The sequence below is a fragment of the Nocardia sp. NBC_01388 genome (genome assembly GCF_045040085.1).
In the GTDB taxonomy this organism is placed as follows: domain Bacteria; phylum Actinomycetota; class Actinomycetes; order Mycobacteriales; family Mycobacteriaceae; genus Nocardia.
In genome coordinates this window covers 183084-199334 of the sequence record NZ_CP109553.1, presented here as the reverse complement: position 1 = coordinate 199334, position 16251 = coordinate 183084, and the positions used below count along the sequence as shown (strand labels likewise).

Sequence of the window (16251 nt, the reverse complement as noted above, 5' to 3'; positions counted from 1 at the left end):
GCGCGCCCGACTGCGGATCAGGCGTTCGCCGGAGCCGCGGAGACGGTGTAGCCGAGGTTCGCCAGCACTTCGCTGGTGGTCTTGGCGAAGTTCAGGGTGATGAAGTGCAGGCAGGGTGCGCCCTCGTCGATGAGGCGCTGGGCCATCTCGGTGGCGATCTCGATACCGGCGGCGCGCACGGCGGCGCGGTTCTCCTCCGGACCGTCACCGGCCGCCAGGCGCAAGCGCCGCAGTACCGATTCGGGCAGTTCGCGGCCCGAGAGTTCGACGGCGCGCTCCACCGTGCGCAGTGAGGTGATGGGCATGAGCTCCGGAATGATCGGCTTGGCGCCGGCGACCGGATCGATCGCGGCCACCCGGTCGCGCAGCCGGAGGTAGTGCTCCGGATCGAAGAACATCTGGGTGATCGAATACTCCGCGCCCGCACGCAGTTTCGCCACCAGATGCGCGGTGTCCTGATCCAGATCGGTGGAGCGCGGATGGCCCTGCGGGAACGAGGCCACACCCACGTGGAAGTCGCCGAGATCGCGCACCATGCGCACCAGCTCCTCGGCGTACTCGACACCCTCGGGATGCTGGATCCACTCACCGAGCGGATCGCCCGGCGGATCACCGCGCAGCACCAGCAGATTGCGAATACCCGCATCCGCGTACGCGCCCACGATCGAACGCAATTCGGCAATGCTGTGATCCACGGCGGTCAGATGCGCCACCGTCAGCAGCGTGGTCTCCTGCGCCAGCTGACCGGTCACCCGCACCGTGCGATCACGGGTGGACCCGCCCGCACCGTAGGTCATGGACACGAACGCCGGATGCAGCCGCTCGAACTCCCGGGCCGCCCGCCACAACCGCGCCTCGGCCGCCGCATCCCGCGGCGGATTGAACTCCACCGAGAACGGCACCGACCCATCCGGACGCGGCCCGAGCTGCTGGACTATGGAGCGAGTTCCGGACCCTTGCGGTGTGCGGGAAACTCGGCCAGGGGTCGAATATCCCCGTACATTGTCGAAACTCACGCCCCCAGTTTAAGGGCACAACCCCCACCACCTCCCCGGACCCGACCGCACCCGCCGCGCCGCACCACTATTTCCCGCACCGCCACGGAAAATGCGGCCCCCGGAAGTCCGGCGAATTCCAAGTCTCCCAACGCAACGACAGATTTCGCGACCTTCGGGGTAACTCCCCGGGTACCCCCAAAACCCAGACCCCACCCAACGTCACCACGGGTGCACGGCCGGTCGGGCACCTCGCCGCCCGCCAAATTCCGGAGAGGCGGCACAGCGCACGGCCCGTCGGGCACCCCGCTTGCCCGCCGGATTCCGGAGAGGCGGCACAGCGCACGGCCCGTCGGACACCCCGCTTGCCCGCCGGATTCCGGAGAGGCGGCACAGCGCACGGCCGGTCAGGCAGCCTGCCGCCCGCCAAAGTTCCGGAGAGGCGGCACAGGATAGAGTCGTTGCCGAACCCCCTGGCCCCGCGTTGATCGTGGTTTCGCGGCGCCGGCTGTTCCCGCGAACGCGTCGCGCCCGAGAGTGCGGCACACACCTCAGGAGGATCCCCTGTCCGCCGGACCCGGTACCCCGACGCGCCACCCGGTCGGCGCGGGATCAATCGTCGCCGCTGTCGAGGAGCGACTCGCTCATTTCTTCGTCACTCGCCGCGAGTACATCGCGCCGCTGGGGCCGGTGGTCATCGACGCCGCGCGGGCGCTCGAGGATTTTGTGCTGCGGGGAGGTAAGCGCACCCGGCCCGCCTTCGCCTGGACCGGCTGGCTCGGCGCGGGGCACAGTGCCGACGATCCGGAGGCGGATGCGGTGCTGACCGCCTGTGCGGCACTGGAATTGGTGCAGGCGGCGGCGCTCATCCACGACGACATCATCGACTCCTCGCGGACCCGGCGCGGATTCCCCACGGTGCATGTGGATTACGAGACCCGCCATCGCGACGGTCGGTGGGCGGGCGACTCCGCGCACTACGGGGCGAGCATTGCCACCCTCATCGGCGATCTGGCGCTGGCCTGGGCCGATGACATGACCCGCGATGCCGGGCTCGATCCGGCGGCGCTGCACCGGTTCGGCCCGGTGTGGGCGGCCATGCGCACCGAGGTGCTCGGCGGGCAGATGCTCGATATCCACGGCGAGGCCGGCGGCGACGAATCCGTCGAGGCGGCGCTGCAGATCAATCGCTTCAAAACGGCCGCGTACACCATCGAGCGCCCACTGCACCTGGGTGCGGCGCTCGCCGACGCCGATCCGGAACTGATTGCCGCCTACCGCGAATTCGGCACCGATATCGGCATCGCCTTCCAGCTGCGTGACGACCTGCTGGGCGTATTCGGCGACCCGGCGGTCACCGGCAAACCCTCCGGCGACGATCTGCGCGAAGGCAAGCGCACCGTGCTCATCGCCGAGGCCCTGCGCCGCGCCGACCTCTCCGATCCGCCCGCCGCCGCACTGATCCGCACCAGCCTCGGCACCGATGTCACCCCCGGCGAGGTCACCGAATTGCGCCGCATCCTCACCGATCTCGGTGCGGTGGACGCGGTCGAACAGCGCATAGCCGGCCTCACCGACCAGGCCCTCACGGCGCTGGATGCCAGCACGGCCACCGCGGATGCCAAGCGCCAACTGCGCGCCATGGCACTCGCAGCCACCGCACGGTCTTACTGACCACATGGCGGGATGCGATCTGAGCACGGGATCGACAGTGCCGCTCGACATCTCGCCGCGACCAGTGTCATTCGCCATCCCGCCACGATTTTCGCCCAGACGCACTGTTCCTCCCGGCCGGAAGCATGCCGGGACGACGAGAAGCGGTCCCGACGAGAAGACCACGGCGCGCTGTACCGACCAGGAAGTTGTTGTGGCATGAAAACGGTTGCGGGGCAGACCGATCGGGTTGTGGTTGTGGGCGCGGGGTTGTCCGGGCTGGCGGCGGCGCTGCATCTGGTGGGGGCCGGGCGGCGGGTGACGGTGCTGGAGCGAGCCGATCATCCGGGTGGGCGGGTCGGGTTGTATCGCGGGGACGATTACGAGATCGACTCCGGGGCAACGATTCTGACCATGCCGGAATTGATCGACGAGGCGCTGGGGGCGGTCGGGCACACTCGGGAATCGGTGGGTTTGGAGATTCTCGCCATGGCCCCGGCCTATCGGGCACGGTTCGACGACGGGTCTGTCGTCGGCGTGTATTCGGATCCGGCCGAGATGACGGCCGAGGTCACTCGGGTGCGGGATGCCGCTGCGGGACAACGGTATCGGCGACTGCGCGGGTGGTTGCAGGGCATCTACGAATCCGAGTTCGCGCAATTCATGGACACCAACTTCGATTCACCGCTGGATATGGTGCGCTATCCGCACAAGCGCACCGCACTCCTGAAGCTGGTGCGACTGGGCGGTTTCGGGCGGCTCGGACCCCGGGTGCGCACGCTCATGGGCGATGAGCGGCTGGCACGACTGTTCAGCTTCCAGGCCCTCTTCGCGGGCACAGCGCCCGATCAAGCGCTCGCGGTGTACGGCGCGATTCCGTATATGGACACCTGCCTGGGCGTGTACTACCCGGTCGGCGGCATGCGCGCGATCGCCGACGCCCTCGCGCGCGCCTTCACCGCGGCGGGCGGCACCCTCGAATTGCGCACCGAGGTCACCGGAATCGACTACACCGGCCGCCGCGCCACCGGCGTGCGCACCGCCGACGGCCGCACCCTGCCCTGTGATGCCGTAGTGGTCACCGCCGATATCGGCAGCCTGGAACGCTTCGGCCTGCGCCGCCGCCGCGGCCTGCGCGCCTCCCCCTCCGCCGTGATCGCACACGGCACGGTTCCGGCCGAGATCGCCGCGACCTGGCCGGTGCAGGCCCACCACACCATCGACTTCGGCCGGGAGTGGGACCGCACCTTCACCGAGATCGCGGCGCGGCCGGGGTGGCGGGGTGGGAGCGCACACGGCAACGGCAAGCTCATGAGCGATCCGTCACTGCTGCTCACCCGGCCCGCACTCACCGACCCGAGCCTCTACATCGACCGCGCGCAACAGCGCATCGACGCCGCCGGGCACCTCACCGGCACCGTCCGCCACGAACCGCTGTCACTGCTGGCCCCCTGCCCCAACCTCGATGCCGCACCGCTCGATTGGGACCGGCTCGGCCCGTTCTACCTGCGCGAACTCCTGCAAATCCTGGAAGATCGCGGGTACCAGGGCATTTCGGAGCATTTCCGCATCGACCACCTGGACACGCCGCAGACCTGGAAGGACCGGGGCATGCTCGCGGGCACCCCGTTCTCGGCCGCGCACCTGTTCCGGCAGACCGGCCCCTTCCGCACCCGGAACCTGGTGCGCGACCGGGATAATGTGGTTCTCGCCGGGTCGGGTACCGTGCCTGGCGTAGGCGTACCCACCGTGCTGCTGTCCGGGAAACTGGCCGCGACACGCATCACAGGTGATCTGCGACATGCCCGGGCTGCAAGCTCACCTGCCGGGGCGGTAGCACTGCCGCACAACCACTAGACTGACCGGCGTCCTGAACCTAGCGGCGGGCGCCGCCGACCTTTCCGGGGGGAACGACCACCGATGCCGACCCCCGATATGGAATTCACCACGACTATCGACCCGCTCCCCGTCATTTCCCCCGGCGCAGTGTCGCATTCCCGAATGCGCAATGCCGGCGATTTCGCGCGCAGCCCCGAGGGTAAAGCCGCACTGCTCGGCTTCTTCGGCGCACTCATGATCACCTTCGGCGGTTTCGGCGCGGGCAGTGTGCGCCGCAACGATCCGCTGCTGGAGACCGCACATCTGTCCTGGCTGCGCTTCGGCCACGGCTACGCGCTCTCGACGGTGTTCGTGTGGATCGGCGTGCTGGCCATGATCACCGCGTGGGTGCGGCTGGGCCGGGCCACCATCGGCACCGTCCCCCATGCCTCGGTGACGCTGAACGAACTGCGCGCCATCGTCGGCATCTGGATCTTCCCGCTGCTGTTCGCGGTGCCCATGTTCTCCCGTGACGCCTATTCGTATCTGGCGCAGGGCGCACTGCTGCGCGACGGCTTCAATCCGTACCAGGTCGGGCCGGTGGTGAATCCCGGTGTGCTGCTGGACAATGTGAGCCCGGTGTGGACCACCACCACCGCGCCGTACGGGCCGATCTTCCTGCTGCTGGCGCGCGGCATCACCTCCATCACCGGAGAGAATGTGGTGGCCGGGACCATCGCGCTGCGACTGGTCATGCTGCCGGGGCTGGCGCTGATGATGTGGTCGGTACCGCATCTGACCAAACATCTGGGCGGTAAGCCGACCACCGCGCTGTGGCTGGCGGTGCTCAATCCGCTGGTGCTGATCCATCTCATCGGCGGCGTGCACAACGAGATGCTCATGGTCGGGCTCATGGCCGCCGGTATCGCGCTGGTGCTCGAACATCATCACGTGGGCGGCATCGTGGTCGTCGCCATCGGCGTTGGCGTGAAAGCGACGGCGGGCATAGCCCTGCCATTCCTGGTGTGGATCTGGATGATTCACGAACGCGAACGCCGCGCCGCCCAGGGCGAGGCCGAACTACCGCATCCCGCGGTCATGTTCGCCAAGATCGCCGGACTCGGCGTGGCGGTGTTCTGCGCCGTATTCGTAGCCGCGTCGGCGCTGGCCAATGTGGGCATCGGCTGGCTGACCGCGCTGTCCGGCTCAAAGAAGATCATCAACTGGCTGTCGCTGCCGACGATCATGGCGCACATGGTCACCTGGGTGACTCCCCTGCGCATGGAATCGGTGCTGTCGGTGACCCGCATGATGTGCGCCGGTGCGCTGGTCGTGGTGCTGGCGTGGACCTGGTGGCGCTTCCGGCACACCGAACGCGAAGCGGTGCTGGGCATTCTCATCGCCTTCGTGGCGATCGTGATCCTGTCCCCCGCCGCACTGCCCTGGTACTACTCGTGGCCGCTGGCGCTGGCCGCCGGATTCGCGCTGTCCACCACCACCCTGCAGTGGCTGGTGGGGCTGTGCACCTGGCTCATGCTGGTATTCCAGCCGGACGGGTCCATCGGCCTCTACAACTTCTGGCATGTCGCGCTGGCCACCTTCGCGGCCGTGGTCGCGGCGGTCTCGCTGCGCACCGTCGATCCGCTCAAGCTCAGCGCGCATGTGCCCCAGCCGGCCAACATCGGCCCGCCACCCACCCCGGCATGAGTTCGGCCGAACTCGCACTCGCCTACCGGGACTGCCGCCGCATTGCCGCCGAACACGGCCGCACGTACTTCCTCGCCACCCGGCTGCTGGAATCCGAGCGAAGACCTGCCGTGCACGCGCTCTACGCGTTCGCGCGCATGGTGGACGACATTGTCGACGACAGTGCGGCGGTGACGCGGGCCGAATATTCGGCGGCGCAATTGGATCGGATCGAGCACGAACTGCGCGGGCGACTGGCGCAGGCGCCCGCCGAGTCCACCGCGGACCGCATCCTGCTGGCCGTCTCCGACACCATCCGGCGGTATGACATTGCGGCCGAGCACTTCTGGGTATTCCTGGACTCCATGCGCATGGACATCCCCGGCAGTCCGCAGTACCGCGACCGGTACCCCACCATGGACGCGCTGCGCACCTACATGCGCGGCAGCGCCGCCGCCATCGGCCTGCAACTGCTGCCGGTGCTGGGCACCGTCGTCCCGATCACCGAGGCCGAACCCGCCGCCGCGGCCCTCGGGGAAGCCTTCCAGCTCACCAATTTCCTGCGCGATATCGCCGAAGACCTCGACCGCGGCCGCCGCTACCTCCCCGCCGACGAACTGGCCGCCTTCGGCGTCGACGACGACCTCCTCCAGCACTGCCGCAAAACCGGCCGCACCGACCGGCGCGTCCGCCGCGCCCTGGCCCACCTGATCGCCGTCAACCGCGACATCTACCGCACCGCGGTCCCCGGCATAGACCTGCTGACCCCCCGCGTGCGCCCCGCCATCCGCACCGCCGCCACCCTCTACAGCGGCATCCTCGACGAAATCGAACGCACCGACTACGCCGTCTTCACCCGCCGGGCGGCAGTCCCCCGCCATCGCCGATTACGGGTCGCAGCAAGGGAGTTCGCGCTCGCCTAGGCCGGGCGAACTCGGATACCCACACATCGACATCGGGCGAATCGACACTCCCGGTCACTGCACGCACCAGTACCTCGTCAGTGCCTCGTTACCCGGCGGGACAACTGATTTCGCGCCGCCAGGGGTAACTCCCCGGGTACCCCCGAAAGCCGACCCCCGCCACACCGCCGGCCCGGTGCGCAACGCAGGGAACCTCCCGACGACCGGCAAAAGGTGCGGGGAGGCGGGTCAGCGAGGCGGGTCAGCGAGGCGGGCTAGCTCAGAAGGGGTCGGCGGCTGCGCGGCGGATTACCTCACGGGCGAGGTCGCCGTGCAGGGCGTCGATGGGGCGGCCGGGGAGGGAGTCGTCCTCGGTGTAGATCCACTCGAGGATTTCCTCATTGGTGTAGCGGCTGTCGCGCATGACCGTGATCAGGGGGGTGACATGTTTGGCGATCGCGCCGGTGGAGTCGAAGAACTCCTCGGGGATGCCGATCACACCGTTGCGGCGGACCGCGATGAGCTGGTGCTCACGCAGCAGTGCGTGCACCCGGGTCACGGCCATCCCCATCAGCTCGGCCACATCGGGCAGAGCGAGCAGGGTCACCGAATCCGGCAGGACATCATCGCTGTAGGGAATGGCACTCACGGCCGTAACGGTAGTCGGTCGGGTCGCTACGGACGCATCACACCCCGACCCGACTACCATCGGGTGAGCCGCACAGGGCGGATCGGAAGTCGGAAGGGTTGCTGTTGATCGGCCAGATGCTGGAAGGGCGCTACCGCATCGACGCGCCGATCGCGCGCGGCGGCATGTCCATGGTCTTCCGGGGAGTGGACACTCGCCTGGATCGACCGGTCGCCATCAAGGTGATGGACCCCAAGTTCGCCCATGATCCGCAATTCCTCCAGCGGTTCGAACTGGAGGCCCGCGCGGTCGCCAAGCTCAAGCATCCGGGTCTGGTCGCCGTGTACGACCAGGGCGTGGACGGGGATTACCCCTTCCTGATCATGGAGCTCGTCGAGGGCGGCACGCTGCGCGAGCTGCTACGCGAACGCGGACCCATGCCCCCGCACGCGGTACGCGCGGTTGCCGAACCGGTGCTGGCCGCCGTCGGCGTCGCGCACGCGGCCGGGCTGGTGCACCGCGATATCAAACCGGAGAACGTGCTCATCTCCGACTCCGGAGAAGTCAAGATCGCCGATTTCGGCCTGGTGCGCGCCGTGGCCTCGGCGAATATCACCTCGGCCAGCGTGATTCTCGGTACCGCGGCCTATCTGTCGCCCGAGCAGGTCACCAGCGGCAGCGCCGATGCGCGCAGCGATGTGTACTCCGCCGGCATCCTCATCTTCGAAATGCTCACCGGGCGCACCCCGTTCAACGGCGACAGCTCCATTTCGATCGCACTGCAGCGGGTCGAGAAGGATGTGCCCAGCCCCGGCCGGCTCATCGGCGGCGTCCCACCGGAATTCGACGAACTGGTCGCACACGCCACCGCGCGCGAACCTTCGCACCGATTCGCCGATGCCACCGAGATGGCGGGCGAATTGCGGCGCATCGCACGGGAACTGCAGCTGCCGGACTACCGCGTGCCCTCGCCCACCGAATCCGCCGAGCATGTGAGCGCCCGCTACCAGGTCGCGCCCGCAACGCCCCCGCCCGCACGGCAGGCGCCCGCGCGCCACACACCCGCCGCGACCGAGGCGACCACCCGGATTCCCGCCGATCCGCCCACACAACATATGGCGCAGCAGCAGCACACCCGGGTCATGACCGCGGCGCGCGAGCTACCGCCCGAGTACGCACCGCCCCCGGGACCGCCCGGCAGAGAACGCAATCCACGGTCGGACCTGATCGAGAATCGCGGCAAATCCCGGCGCACCGTCTTCATCTGGCTCGGCATCGTCATCACCCTCGCGCTCCTGCTCGGCATCGGCGGCTGGTGGCTGGGGGTGGGCAGATACTCGGCGGTGCCGTCGATCGCCGGGCTCGACAGCGGGCGCGCGGTCACCACCCTGCAGGACGCCGGTTTCAAGACCGAGACCAGGCAGAAGGCCTCCGACATCATTCCGGCCGGCAATGTGGTCGGCACAGATCCGGCCGCCGGAACGAAAGTCGTCAAGGGCTCGACCGTCGCGGTCCTGGTCTCCAGCGGTAAGCCGAAGGTCCCGGAAATCACTGTGGGACAAGATGTTGCCAGTGTCGAGAAGGCGATCAAGGATGCCGGACTGATCCCCGTCGAATCCGGGGACGTCGGCAGCACCGCCCCGAAAGGCACTGTCGCCAAGGTCGATCCGGCCCCCGGCACGATCCTGCCCGCCGGCGGCAGCGTGAAGGTGTACCGCAGCAAGGGCGTCGTCTCGGCCAGGGTCCCCGATGTGAGCGGTAAGACCGAGGACGAGGCCAAGGCGGTGCTGCAGAAGGCCGGAATCACCGTGCAGGACACCAGAGCCGAGTACAACGGGAAGGTCAAGGCCGGGCAGGTGATCGGCACCGACCCGGCCGCCGGCTCCACCGTCGACTCCGGCACCGTCACCCTGATCGTGAACAATGCCGTCGAAGTCCCGAATCTGCTCGGCTCCAGCGTCGCCGGCGCCCGCAGCAAACTGCAGGCCCTGGGTCTGCAGGTCACAGTGCGTCAGCTGGCCAATAACGACGGTTCGATCGTCATCTCCCAATCCACCGCTCCCGGCGGGAATGTGGAATCAGGATCCACCATTACGATCGTCGCACTGCCTTAGCAATCTTTCGCTCTGCCATTACCCGCTCGGCCATTACCCGCTCGGCCATTACCCGCTCGGCCATTGAAGCGAATAGCGCCGAAAGAGAGGGGCCCGGAACTGCTTTCGCAGTCCGGGCCCCGCGCGTCCGGTAGGTTCAGCGCAGCATCTCGGCGACGAGGAACGCCAGCTCGAGCGACTGCTGAGTGTTCAGTCGCGGATCGCACGCGGTCTCGTAGCGGTTCTCCAGATCCAGATCCGAGATGTCCTGTGCGCCACCGAGGCATTCGGTGACGTTCTCACCGGTGAGCTCGATGTGCAGGCCGCCCGGATGGGTGCCGAGCGCATGGTGCACCTCGAAGAAGCCCTGCACCTCATCGACAATGCGGTCGAAGTGCCGGGTCTTGTAGCCGTTCGAGGTCTCGTGCGTATTGCCGTGCATGGGATCGCACTGCCAGATCACCTGATGACCGGTGGCCTGCACCTTCTCGATGATCGCGGGCAGCACCTCGCGCACCTTGCTGTTGCCCATGCGCGCGACCAGGGTCAGGCGGCCGGGCTCATTGTTCGGGTCCAGGCGCTCCACGTATTCCACCGCCTGCTCGGGGGTGGTGGTGGGCCCGATCTTCAGGCCGATCGGATTGGCCAGCAGTTCGGCGAAGGCGATATGCGCGCCGTCGAGCTGACGGGTGCGCTCACCGATCCACAGGAAGTGCGCGGACAGATCGTAGAGCAGCGGTTCACCCGTGGTGGGGTGCTCGCTGAGCCGCAGCATGGCGCGCTCGTAATCGAGCACCAGCGCCTCGTGCGAGGCATAGAGCCGCGCGGTCGACAGGTTGGGGTCGTTGACGCGACAGGCCTTCATGAACGACAGCGCACGGTCGATCTCGGTGGCCACGGTGTTGTAGCGGGCTCCGGCCGGGGACTGCGCGACGAACTCCCGATTCCACTCGTGCAGATTGTGCAGATCGGCGGTGCCCGCGGAGGTGAGCGCGCGCACCAGGTTCATGGCCGCCGACGCATTGGCGTAGGCCCGCACCAGACGGGACGGATCATGTTCGCGCACGGCCGGATCCGCGACCAGGGAGTTCACCATGTCACCGCGGTAGGAGATGAGGCCCAGCGCATCGGTATTGGACGAACGCGGCTTGGCGTACTGGCCGGCGATGCGTGCCACCTTCACCACCGGCAGGCTCGCACCGTAGGTGAGCACCACGGCCATCTGCAGCAGCGTGCGGATATTGCCGCGAATATGCGGCTCGGTATTGTCGGCGAAGGTCTCGGCGCAGTCGCCGCCCTGCATGAGGAAGGCCTCACCGCGGGCCACCTCGGCCAGGCGTAGCTTCAGCTCCTCGACCTCGGCGGGCACGCAGATGGGCGGCACGCTCTCGAGCACGGTGCGCATCTTGGCGGCCTGCTCGGGATCCCAGTCGGGCTGCTGCAGGGCGGTGCGGGACAGTGCGTCGTCGAGGCGTCGACGCAGCTCTGCGGGCAACGGCGGAAGTTCCGGCAAGCGATCGATCGGTACGTCGACGGTCCAGTTCACTCGTTCAGAATACGGATCGGTACAAACCGTGTGGACTACACCCAGGGCTGGAATCGCCGACACCGCGTGAACCCGATCTCACCCGGCCCTCCGGCCACCGCCGGACACGCGGAACATAGGCTGGACGCCCGGAGGATCCACCCGGATCGTCCCCCGACCACCGACGTCGACGGCACAGTCCCGTGGCGGCGCACCGAGGAGAGACCGATCTCGTTGAGATATTTTTACGATTCGGAATTCATCGAGGACGGTTCGACCATCGATCTCGTCTCCATCGCGGTGGTGTGCGAGGACGGCCGCGAGTACTACGCGGTCTCAACGGAATTCGATGCGCGCAAGGCCGGGCCGTTCGTGCGCCGCAATGTGCTGCCGAAGCTGCCGCCGCCCGCCTCCCCGCTGTGGCGCAGCCGCGAGAAGATTCGCGAGGACCTCTACCGCTTCTTCCTCCCCCGCCCCGGCATCGAACCGGAGCTGTGGGCCTGGGTCGGCGCCTACGACCACGTGGCCCTGTGCCAGCTGTGGGGTTCGATGGTCGATCTGCCCAATGCCCTGCCCCGCTACACCAATGAGCTTCGGCAGCACTGGGTTCAGCACGGCAGCCCCGCGCTGCCGCCGATTCCCAAGGATGCGCACGACGCGCTGGCGGACGCCCGGCACAATCTGGCGAAGTTCGAGGCCATCGAATCGCATCGGCGCATGCACGCCTCCTGATCACGAGCAGCGCCTCCTGATCACGGGCACAAATGATGCGGGCCCCGAGAGACAGTGTCTCTCGGGGCCCGCGTTTCGGCTGCGGTGACTCAGCCGGCCATGGTCTGGGGAATGCGATCGGCCTCGGGGCGGGCGTCCGCGGGGACGCTCTTCTTGAGACTCGAGGCGTAGACGTCCACGTACTCCTGGTCGCCCATCCGCATGAGCTCGTACATGATCTCGTCGGTGACGGCACGCTCGACGAAGCGGTTGCCGCCCATGCCCTCATAGCGCGAGAAGTCGATGGGCTTACCGAATTTCACGGTGACCTTGCGCGGACGCCAGCGGAACGGTCCGGGCGGGCAGACCCCGTCGGTGCCGATCAGCGCGACCGGGATGACCGGGACACCGGTCTCCAGCGCGAGGCGGGCCACACCGGTCTTGCCCTTGTACAGGCGGCCGTCCGGGGAGCGCGTGCCCTCCGGGTACAGGCCGACCAGGCGGCCTTCGCTGAGCAGCTTGCGCGCCGAATCGAGAGCGCCCTCGGCGGCGGTCGCACTGGAACGATCGATCGGGTACTGGCCGGCGCCGGAGAAGAAGAATTTCTGCAGGCGGCCCTTCAGGCCCGGGGTGGTGAAGTACTCGGCCTTGGCCAGGTACGTAATGCGACGCGGACTCGCCAGGGGGGTGAACAGCCAATCGGTGAACGAGAGGTGGTTACCGGCCAGAATTGCGGCGCCATCGGGTGGGATATTTTCCACGCCCTCGACCTTGGGCCGGTTGACGAGAGAGATAAAAGGCCCCACCAAGACGAACTTCAGCAGCCAGTAGAACATTGCGTCCTTTCCCCTGTTTCGATACCCGGGACCGGCCTCGTTGCGGGCACCACACTCACCAAGCCACCCTACCGCTGAGACCTGGTAGTGACCAACCGCACCCTGTCTGATGTGTCCGGTTAATCCAGTATTTACGTCGCAGGAACCGCATCTCGCGACGCTTCGAGCGCGGCACGCGCCAATTCCGCCGCGCCGATCATCCCCGCGGCCTCACCCAATTGCGCGGTCCGAATCCGCGCGAGCCGCCGATGCCGGGCGCCGGTGATGGAGGCCGCGTAATGCTCCCGGGCGGCATCGAGAAACAGTGGCGCCGAACTGCTCACGCCACCGGCCACCACGATCAGATCCGGATCGAACAGATCGCTGACGAAGGCCAGACCGAGCCCGAGCCAGCGCGCGAAATCGGCCATGACCTCTTGAGCGAGTGGATCGCCGTCCTGTGCCGCGCCCGCCACCCGGCGACCGGTGAGCGAACCCGGATCCCGGCCCGCTTCCCGCGCCAGCACCGTGGAGCGCCCGGGATCGGTGGCCAGCATCTCCAGCGCGGTATCCACCAGAGCCGTACCGCTGCAATACCTTTCCCAGCACCCGCGCTTTCCGCAGGCACAGGCCCGGCCGTTGGGCACCACCGTCAGATGGCCCAGTTCCGGTGCGACGCCGTAACTGCCGCGATAGAGCTGACCACCGGTCAGCAGTGCCGCGCCGATGCCGGTACCGATGGCCACCAGCACCACATTGCGCCCGCCCGCCGCCGCACCGAACCGGTACTCGGCCCACAGCGCGGCATTGGCGTCGTGTTCCAGAATCACCGGCAGGCCCAGCCGATCGGTGAGCCGCTGCGCCACCGGCGCGTCCTCCCACGGCAGATGCGGGGCGAAGCGCACCGTCGCGCGATCCTCGTCGACGAATCCGGCCACGGCCAGACCCACCGCGCCGATGGCGTGCCTGCCGCACAATTCCCGCACCACCCGCGCCAGCCCGTCCTCCAGGGACCGTGCCGACTGCGGTGTGGACGCGGTCACCGTATCGAGGACCTCGCCCGCACCGTCGACCACCGACGCGCGAATATTGGTGCCGCCCACATCGATTCCGACAGTCAACGGCACCTGTGCACCGCCCCTCATGCCTTGATGGTCACATTGATCGGCACGTACCCGGCTCGTGTCGCCCCCCGTCCGCTGCGGGCGGCCTGATCGCCACCGTCAGCGCCCGGTGAGCCACCGGCCCGCGTCGAGGCCTTGTCGCCCGGCCGCCGCGCGGTGCCCGGACCGCGGCCGAGTGGATCGGCCACCTCCGGACCAGGCGCGGTGCCGTGCACCTGCGCACCGGATTCGGCGTCAGTGCCGGGAGTTCCACCGGAACGGCTGCTCGCGGGCGGCGCGCCACGACCGCTCGCGCCCTGCACACCGGCGCCGGCGCGGACATCCGCGCCGTCCTGGGCACCGGCCCGGCCGCGCGCATCGGCGCTGCGCCGGGCACCCGCCTCCGCGCCGGGAGCGGCACTGTCCGCAGCACCGCTGTGCCGGGCTTCTCCGGTATCCGCAGCGGCGGGTTCGCCCGCGGTACGGGCGCGGCGCTCGGCGGCGACACCCGCGGCACCCGCGGCGAAGCGGGCGATCAGCCCGGCGAGTGCGACGCTCGGGCGAGTATGTCCGCCCGGCGCACCAGGACCGGACGCATCGGACTCCGCAGCGGGATCACTCCGGGAGAAGTCCTCGGGCGCGTCCGGGCCGCCGGACGAATCGCCATGCCTGCCATGGGTATCGGAGTCGTGGCCGAACGAATCATGAAGCCAGGCTTGGTATTCCGGCGACTCCGGATCCAGATCCGGCGGCAGCACCGGTTCCACGGGCACCCCGGCGAGCGCCTCGCGCAGCACGGTCACAATGGCGGTGCCGTGATCGGCGATGGCCGCGACCACATCGTGGTGCTCACCGCGCACCACCGCCGCGGCCGCGCACACCGGGCACCAGGCGCAGCTGGACCACTGGGTCCGGCCGTCGGCGGCGGTGCGCCGCAGGACAGGTTCGACCCGCTCGAGCACGGCTTCGGCCAGCAGCCGCAGCTCCTCGGCGAATTCGCTGAAATTATCGTCCGGATGTCCGGCGCGCGGATGATCGTGCGGGGCGGTCATTTCGGCCAGACCTGCGGGTCGGGCCGGAATCTGATCACCAATTGGTCGCCGTCGAGTTCGGCGGCGTCGACCGTGCACCGCCGCAATACCGGCGCCAGTCGCAATCGGCGCCTGACCCCGTCCGCTCCCACGATCAAATCGTCCTCCACTCGTCCCAGCTGCAGGGTCGACGGATCGACCACGGGTAGATGCATACGCATGGCGAACACCGAATGCACGCCCGCGCCCGCCTCGAGCCGCACCACGGGCCCGGCTGAGACAGACAGCACACCATCCACATCTGTGCCAAGCATAGGGACAGGACCCGATCCGACCCAGTTACCACTCGCATCGACCGCGTAGGACAGCGCGGTCAATGCGCTCAGGCCCACCGGTTCGGCCCCGGCATGCGCTACGACCTGCACCTGCACACCGCCCATGCGCTCACGAAGGTCGGCGACCACATCTGTTTGCTCGGCACGGCGGTTGAAGTACCACTGCACGGCGGGATGAATCGGACCGCCGTAATCGGGCGGGGGGACCTCGGCCAGGACCTTGTTCACGAGCACGGCGTCCAGGCGCAGGCCGAGCAGCGCGGCCGCCGAACGGACCCGGGCGGATTCGGCCACGGCGACCTGCTCGGCCGCGGTGACCAGGCGCGCACCGGTGCGCGCGCGATCGGCGATGAGGTCGCGGGCGGCGGTGACGGAGGCGACGATCTGCTCGACGGTCACCGCGAGGACCGCGCGGCGCAGATCGCCGCCCACCGCGGTCAGGGTGCGGGAATGCGCAGGCCAGACGCGCTCGAGATAGCCGAGCAATGTGTCTGGGGCAGTGAGGATGCGGAGCATATCGGCCGAGGGCGGGCAGTCGAGAATGATCACGTCCCACCGCGCGGTCTTGGCGAATTCGGTGATCTCGAGCAGCGCGAGGAGTTCCTGGACGCCGGGCAGACCGGTCAGCTCGGCGGGATCGAGCGCGCTCAGATCGACGCCGTGATCATGCCCCGCGCCGGACAGCATGAGCAGTACCGTGCGGAAGCGATCCTCCAGCAGCGCAAGGGAATCCACCTCGATCACATCGAGGCCGGGTTGCACCGCCGCCACCCCGGGCACACTGCCGGGCTGATGCTGGAACCGGAATCCCAGTGCGTCACCGAGGGAATGCGCCTGATCGAGGGACGCCAGCAGCACCCGCTGCCCGGATCGCGCATAAGCGAGCGCGGTCGCGCATGCCAGCGTCGTCTTGCCTACCCCACCCTTGCCGACGAACAGTTCCACACGGGTGGGTC

Annotated in this window: 13 protein-coding genes; 6 read left to right on the top strand and 7 right to left on the bottom strand. The window is 68.4% G+C overall.

The window, feature by feature from the left end; all coding sequences use genetic code 11:
* Positions 1-17: 17 nt before the first annotated feature.
* Positions 18-1016, bottom strand: coding sequence for a methylenetetrahydrofolate reductase (locus OG716_RS00900; protein WP_405135836.1), 999 nt, complete (start codon positions 1014-1016; stop codon positions 18-20).
* A gap of 516 nt (positions 1017-1532) precedes the next feature.
* Between OG716_RS00900 and OG716_RS00895 the strand changes: the two genes are divergently transcribed.
* From OG716_RS00895 to OG716_RS00880, 4 genes are all read left to right on the top strand, one after another.
* Positions 1533-2669, top strand: coding sequence for a polyprenyl synthetase family protein (locus OG716_RS00895; RefSeq protein WP_405135835.1), 1137 nt, complete (start codon positions 1533-1535; stop codon positions 2667-2669).
* Positions 2670-2867: 198 nt separating this feature from the next.
* A complete protein-coding gene (crtI, locus tag OG716_RS00890) occupies positions 2868-4505 on the top strand; it encodes a phytoene desaturase family protein (RefSeq protein WP_405135834.1) in 1638 nt (545 codons plus the stop codon).
* A 144-nt stretch (positions 4506-4649) separates the two neighbouring features.
* Positions 4650-6173: an alpha-(1->6)-mannopyranosyltransferase A gene (locus OG716_RS00885; protein ID WP_355128975.1), complete on the top strand. Its 1524-nt coding sequence runs from the start codon at positions 4650-4652 to the stop codon at positions 6171-6173.
* The gene (locus OG716_RS00880) at positions 6170-7075 is read left to right on the top strand and encodes a phytoene/squalene synthase family protein (protein ID WP_405135833.1); all 906 of its coding nucleotides are present in this window, start codon (positions 6170-6172) and stop codon (positions 7073-7075) included. The genes OG716_RS00885 and OG716_RS00880 overlap by 4 nt, the downstream gene beginning before the upstream one ends.
* 259 nt (positions 7076-7334) lie before the next feature.
* Here OG716_RS00880 and OG716_RS00875 read toward each other — a convergent pair whose 3' ends face one another.
* The gene (locus OG716_RS00875) at positions 7335-7703 is read right to left on the bottom strand and encodes an Rv2175c family DNA-binding protein (RefSeq protein ID WP_355128820.1); all 369 of its coding nucleotides are present in this window, start codon (positions 7701-7703) and stop codon (positions 7335-7337) included.
* 104 nt (positions 7704-7807) lie between these two features.
* Here OG716_RS00875 and pknB point away from each other — a divergent pair, with 104 nt between their 5' ends.
* On the top strand, positions 7808-9796 hold the full coding sequence (gene pknB, locus OG716_RS00870) for a Stk1 family PASTA domain-containing Ser/Thr kinase (RefSeq protein WP_405135832.1): 1989 nt from the start codon (positions 7808-7810) through the stop codon (positions 9794-9796).
* A gap of 136 nt (positions 9797-9932) precedes the next feature.
* Here pknB and OG716_RS00865 read toward each other — a convergent pair whose 3' ends face one another.
* Positions 9933-11321 (bottom strand): class II 3-deoxy-7-phosphoheptulonate synthase, encoded by a 1389-nt coding sequence (locus OG716_RS00865; RefSeq protein ID WP_355128822.1) that lies wholly within the window; start codon positions 11319-11321, stop codon positions 9933-9935.
* 213 nt (positions 11322-11534) lie between these two features.
* On the opposite strand from OG716_RS00865, the gene OG716_RS00860 reads away from it, so the two are divergent.
* Positions 11535-12032 carry a polyadenylate-specific 3'-exoribonuclease AS gene (locus OG716_RS00860; protein WP_405135831.1) on the top strand — a complete coding sequence of 166 codons (498 nt, stop codon included), beginning with the start codon at positions 11535-11537 and terminating at the stop codon, positions 12030-12032.
* Positions 12033-12121: 89 nt separating this feature from the next.
* Here OG716_RS00860 and OG716_RS00855 read toward each other — a convergent pair whose 3' ends face one another.
* The 4 genes from OG716_RS00855 to OG716_RS00840 form a co-directional block, all read right to left on the bottom strand.
* Positions 12122-12847 carry a lysophospholipid acyltransferase family protein gene (locus tag OG716_RS00855; RefSeq protein WP_355128826.1) on the bottom strand — a complete coding sequence of 242 codons (726 nt, stop codon included), beginning with the start codon at positions 12845-12847 and terminating at the stop codon, positions 12122-12124.
* A gap of 131 nt (positions 12848-12978) precedes the next feature.
* The gene (locus OG716_RS00850; RefSeq protein ID WP_297609056.1) at positions 12979-13971 is read right to left on the bottom strand and encodes an ROK family protein; all 993 of its coding nucleotides are present in this window, start codon (positions 13969-13971) and stop codon (positions 12979-12981) included.
* Entirely contained in the window at positions 13968-14981 is a 1014-nt protein-coding gene (locus OG716_RS00845) for a hypothetical protein (protein ID WP_405135830.1), read from the bottom strand. Before OG716_RS00845 ends, OG716_RS00850 begins: the two co-directional genes overlap by 4 nt.
* The gene (locus tag OG716_RS00840) at positions 14978-16240 is read right to left on the bottom strand and encodes an ArsA family ATPase (RefSeq protein ID WP_355128830.1); all 1263 of its coding nucleotides are present in this window, start codon (positions 16238-16240) and stop codon (positions 14978-14980) included. Before OG716_RS00840 ends, OG716_RS00845 begins: the two co-directional genes overlap by 4 nt.
* Positions 16241-16251 lie beyond the last annotated feature (11 nt).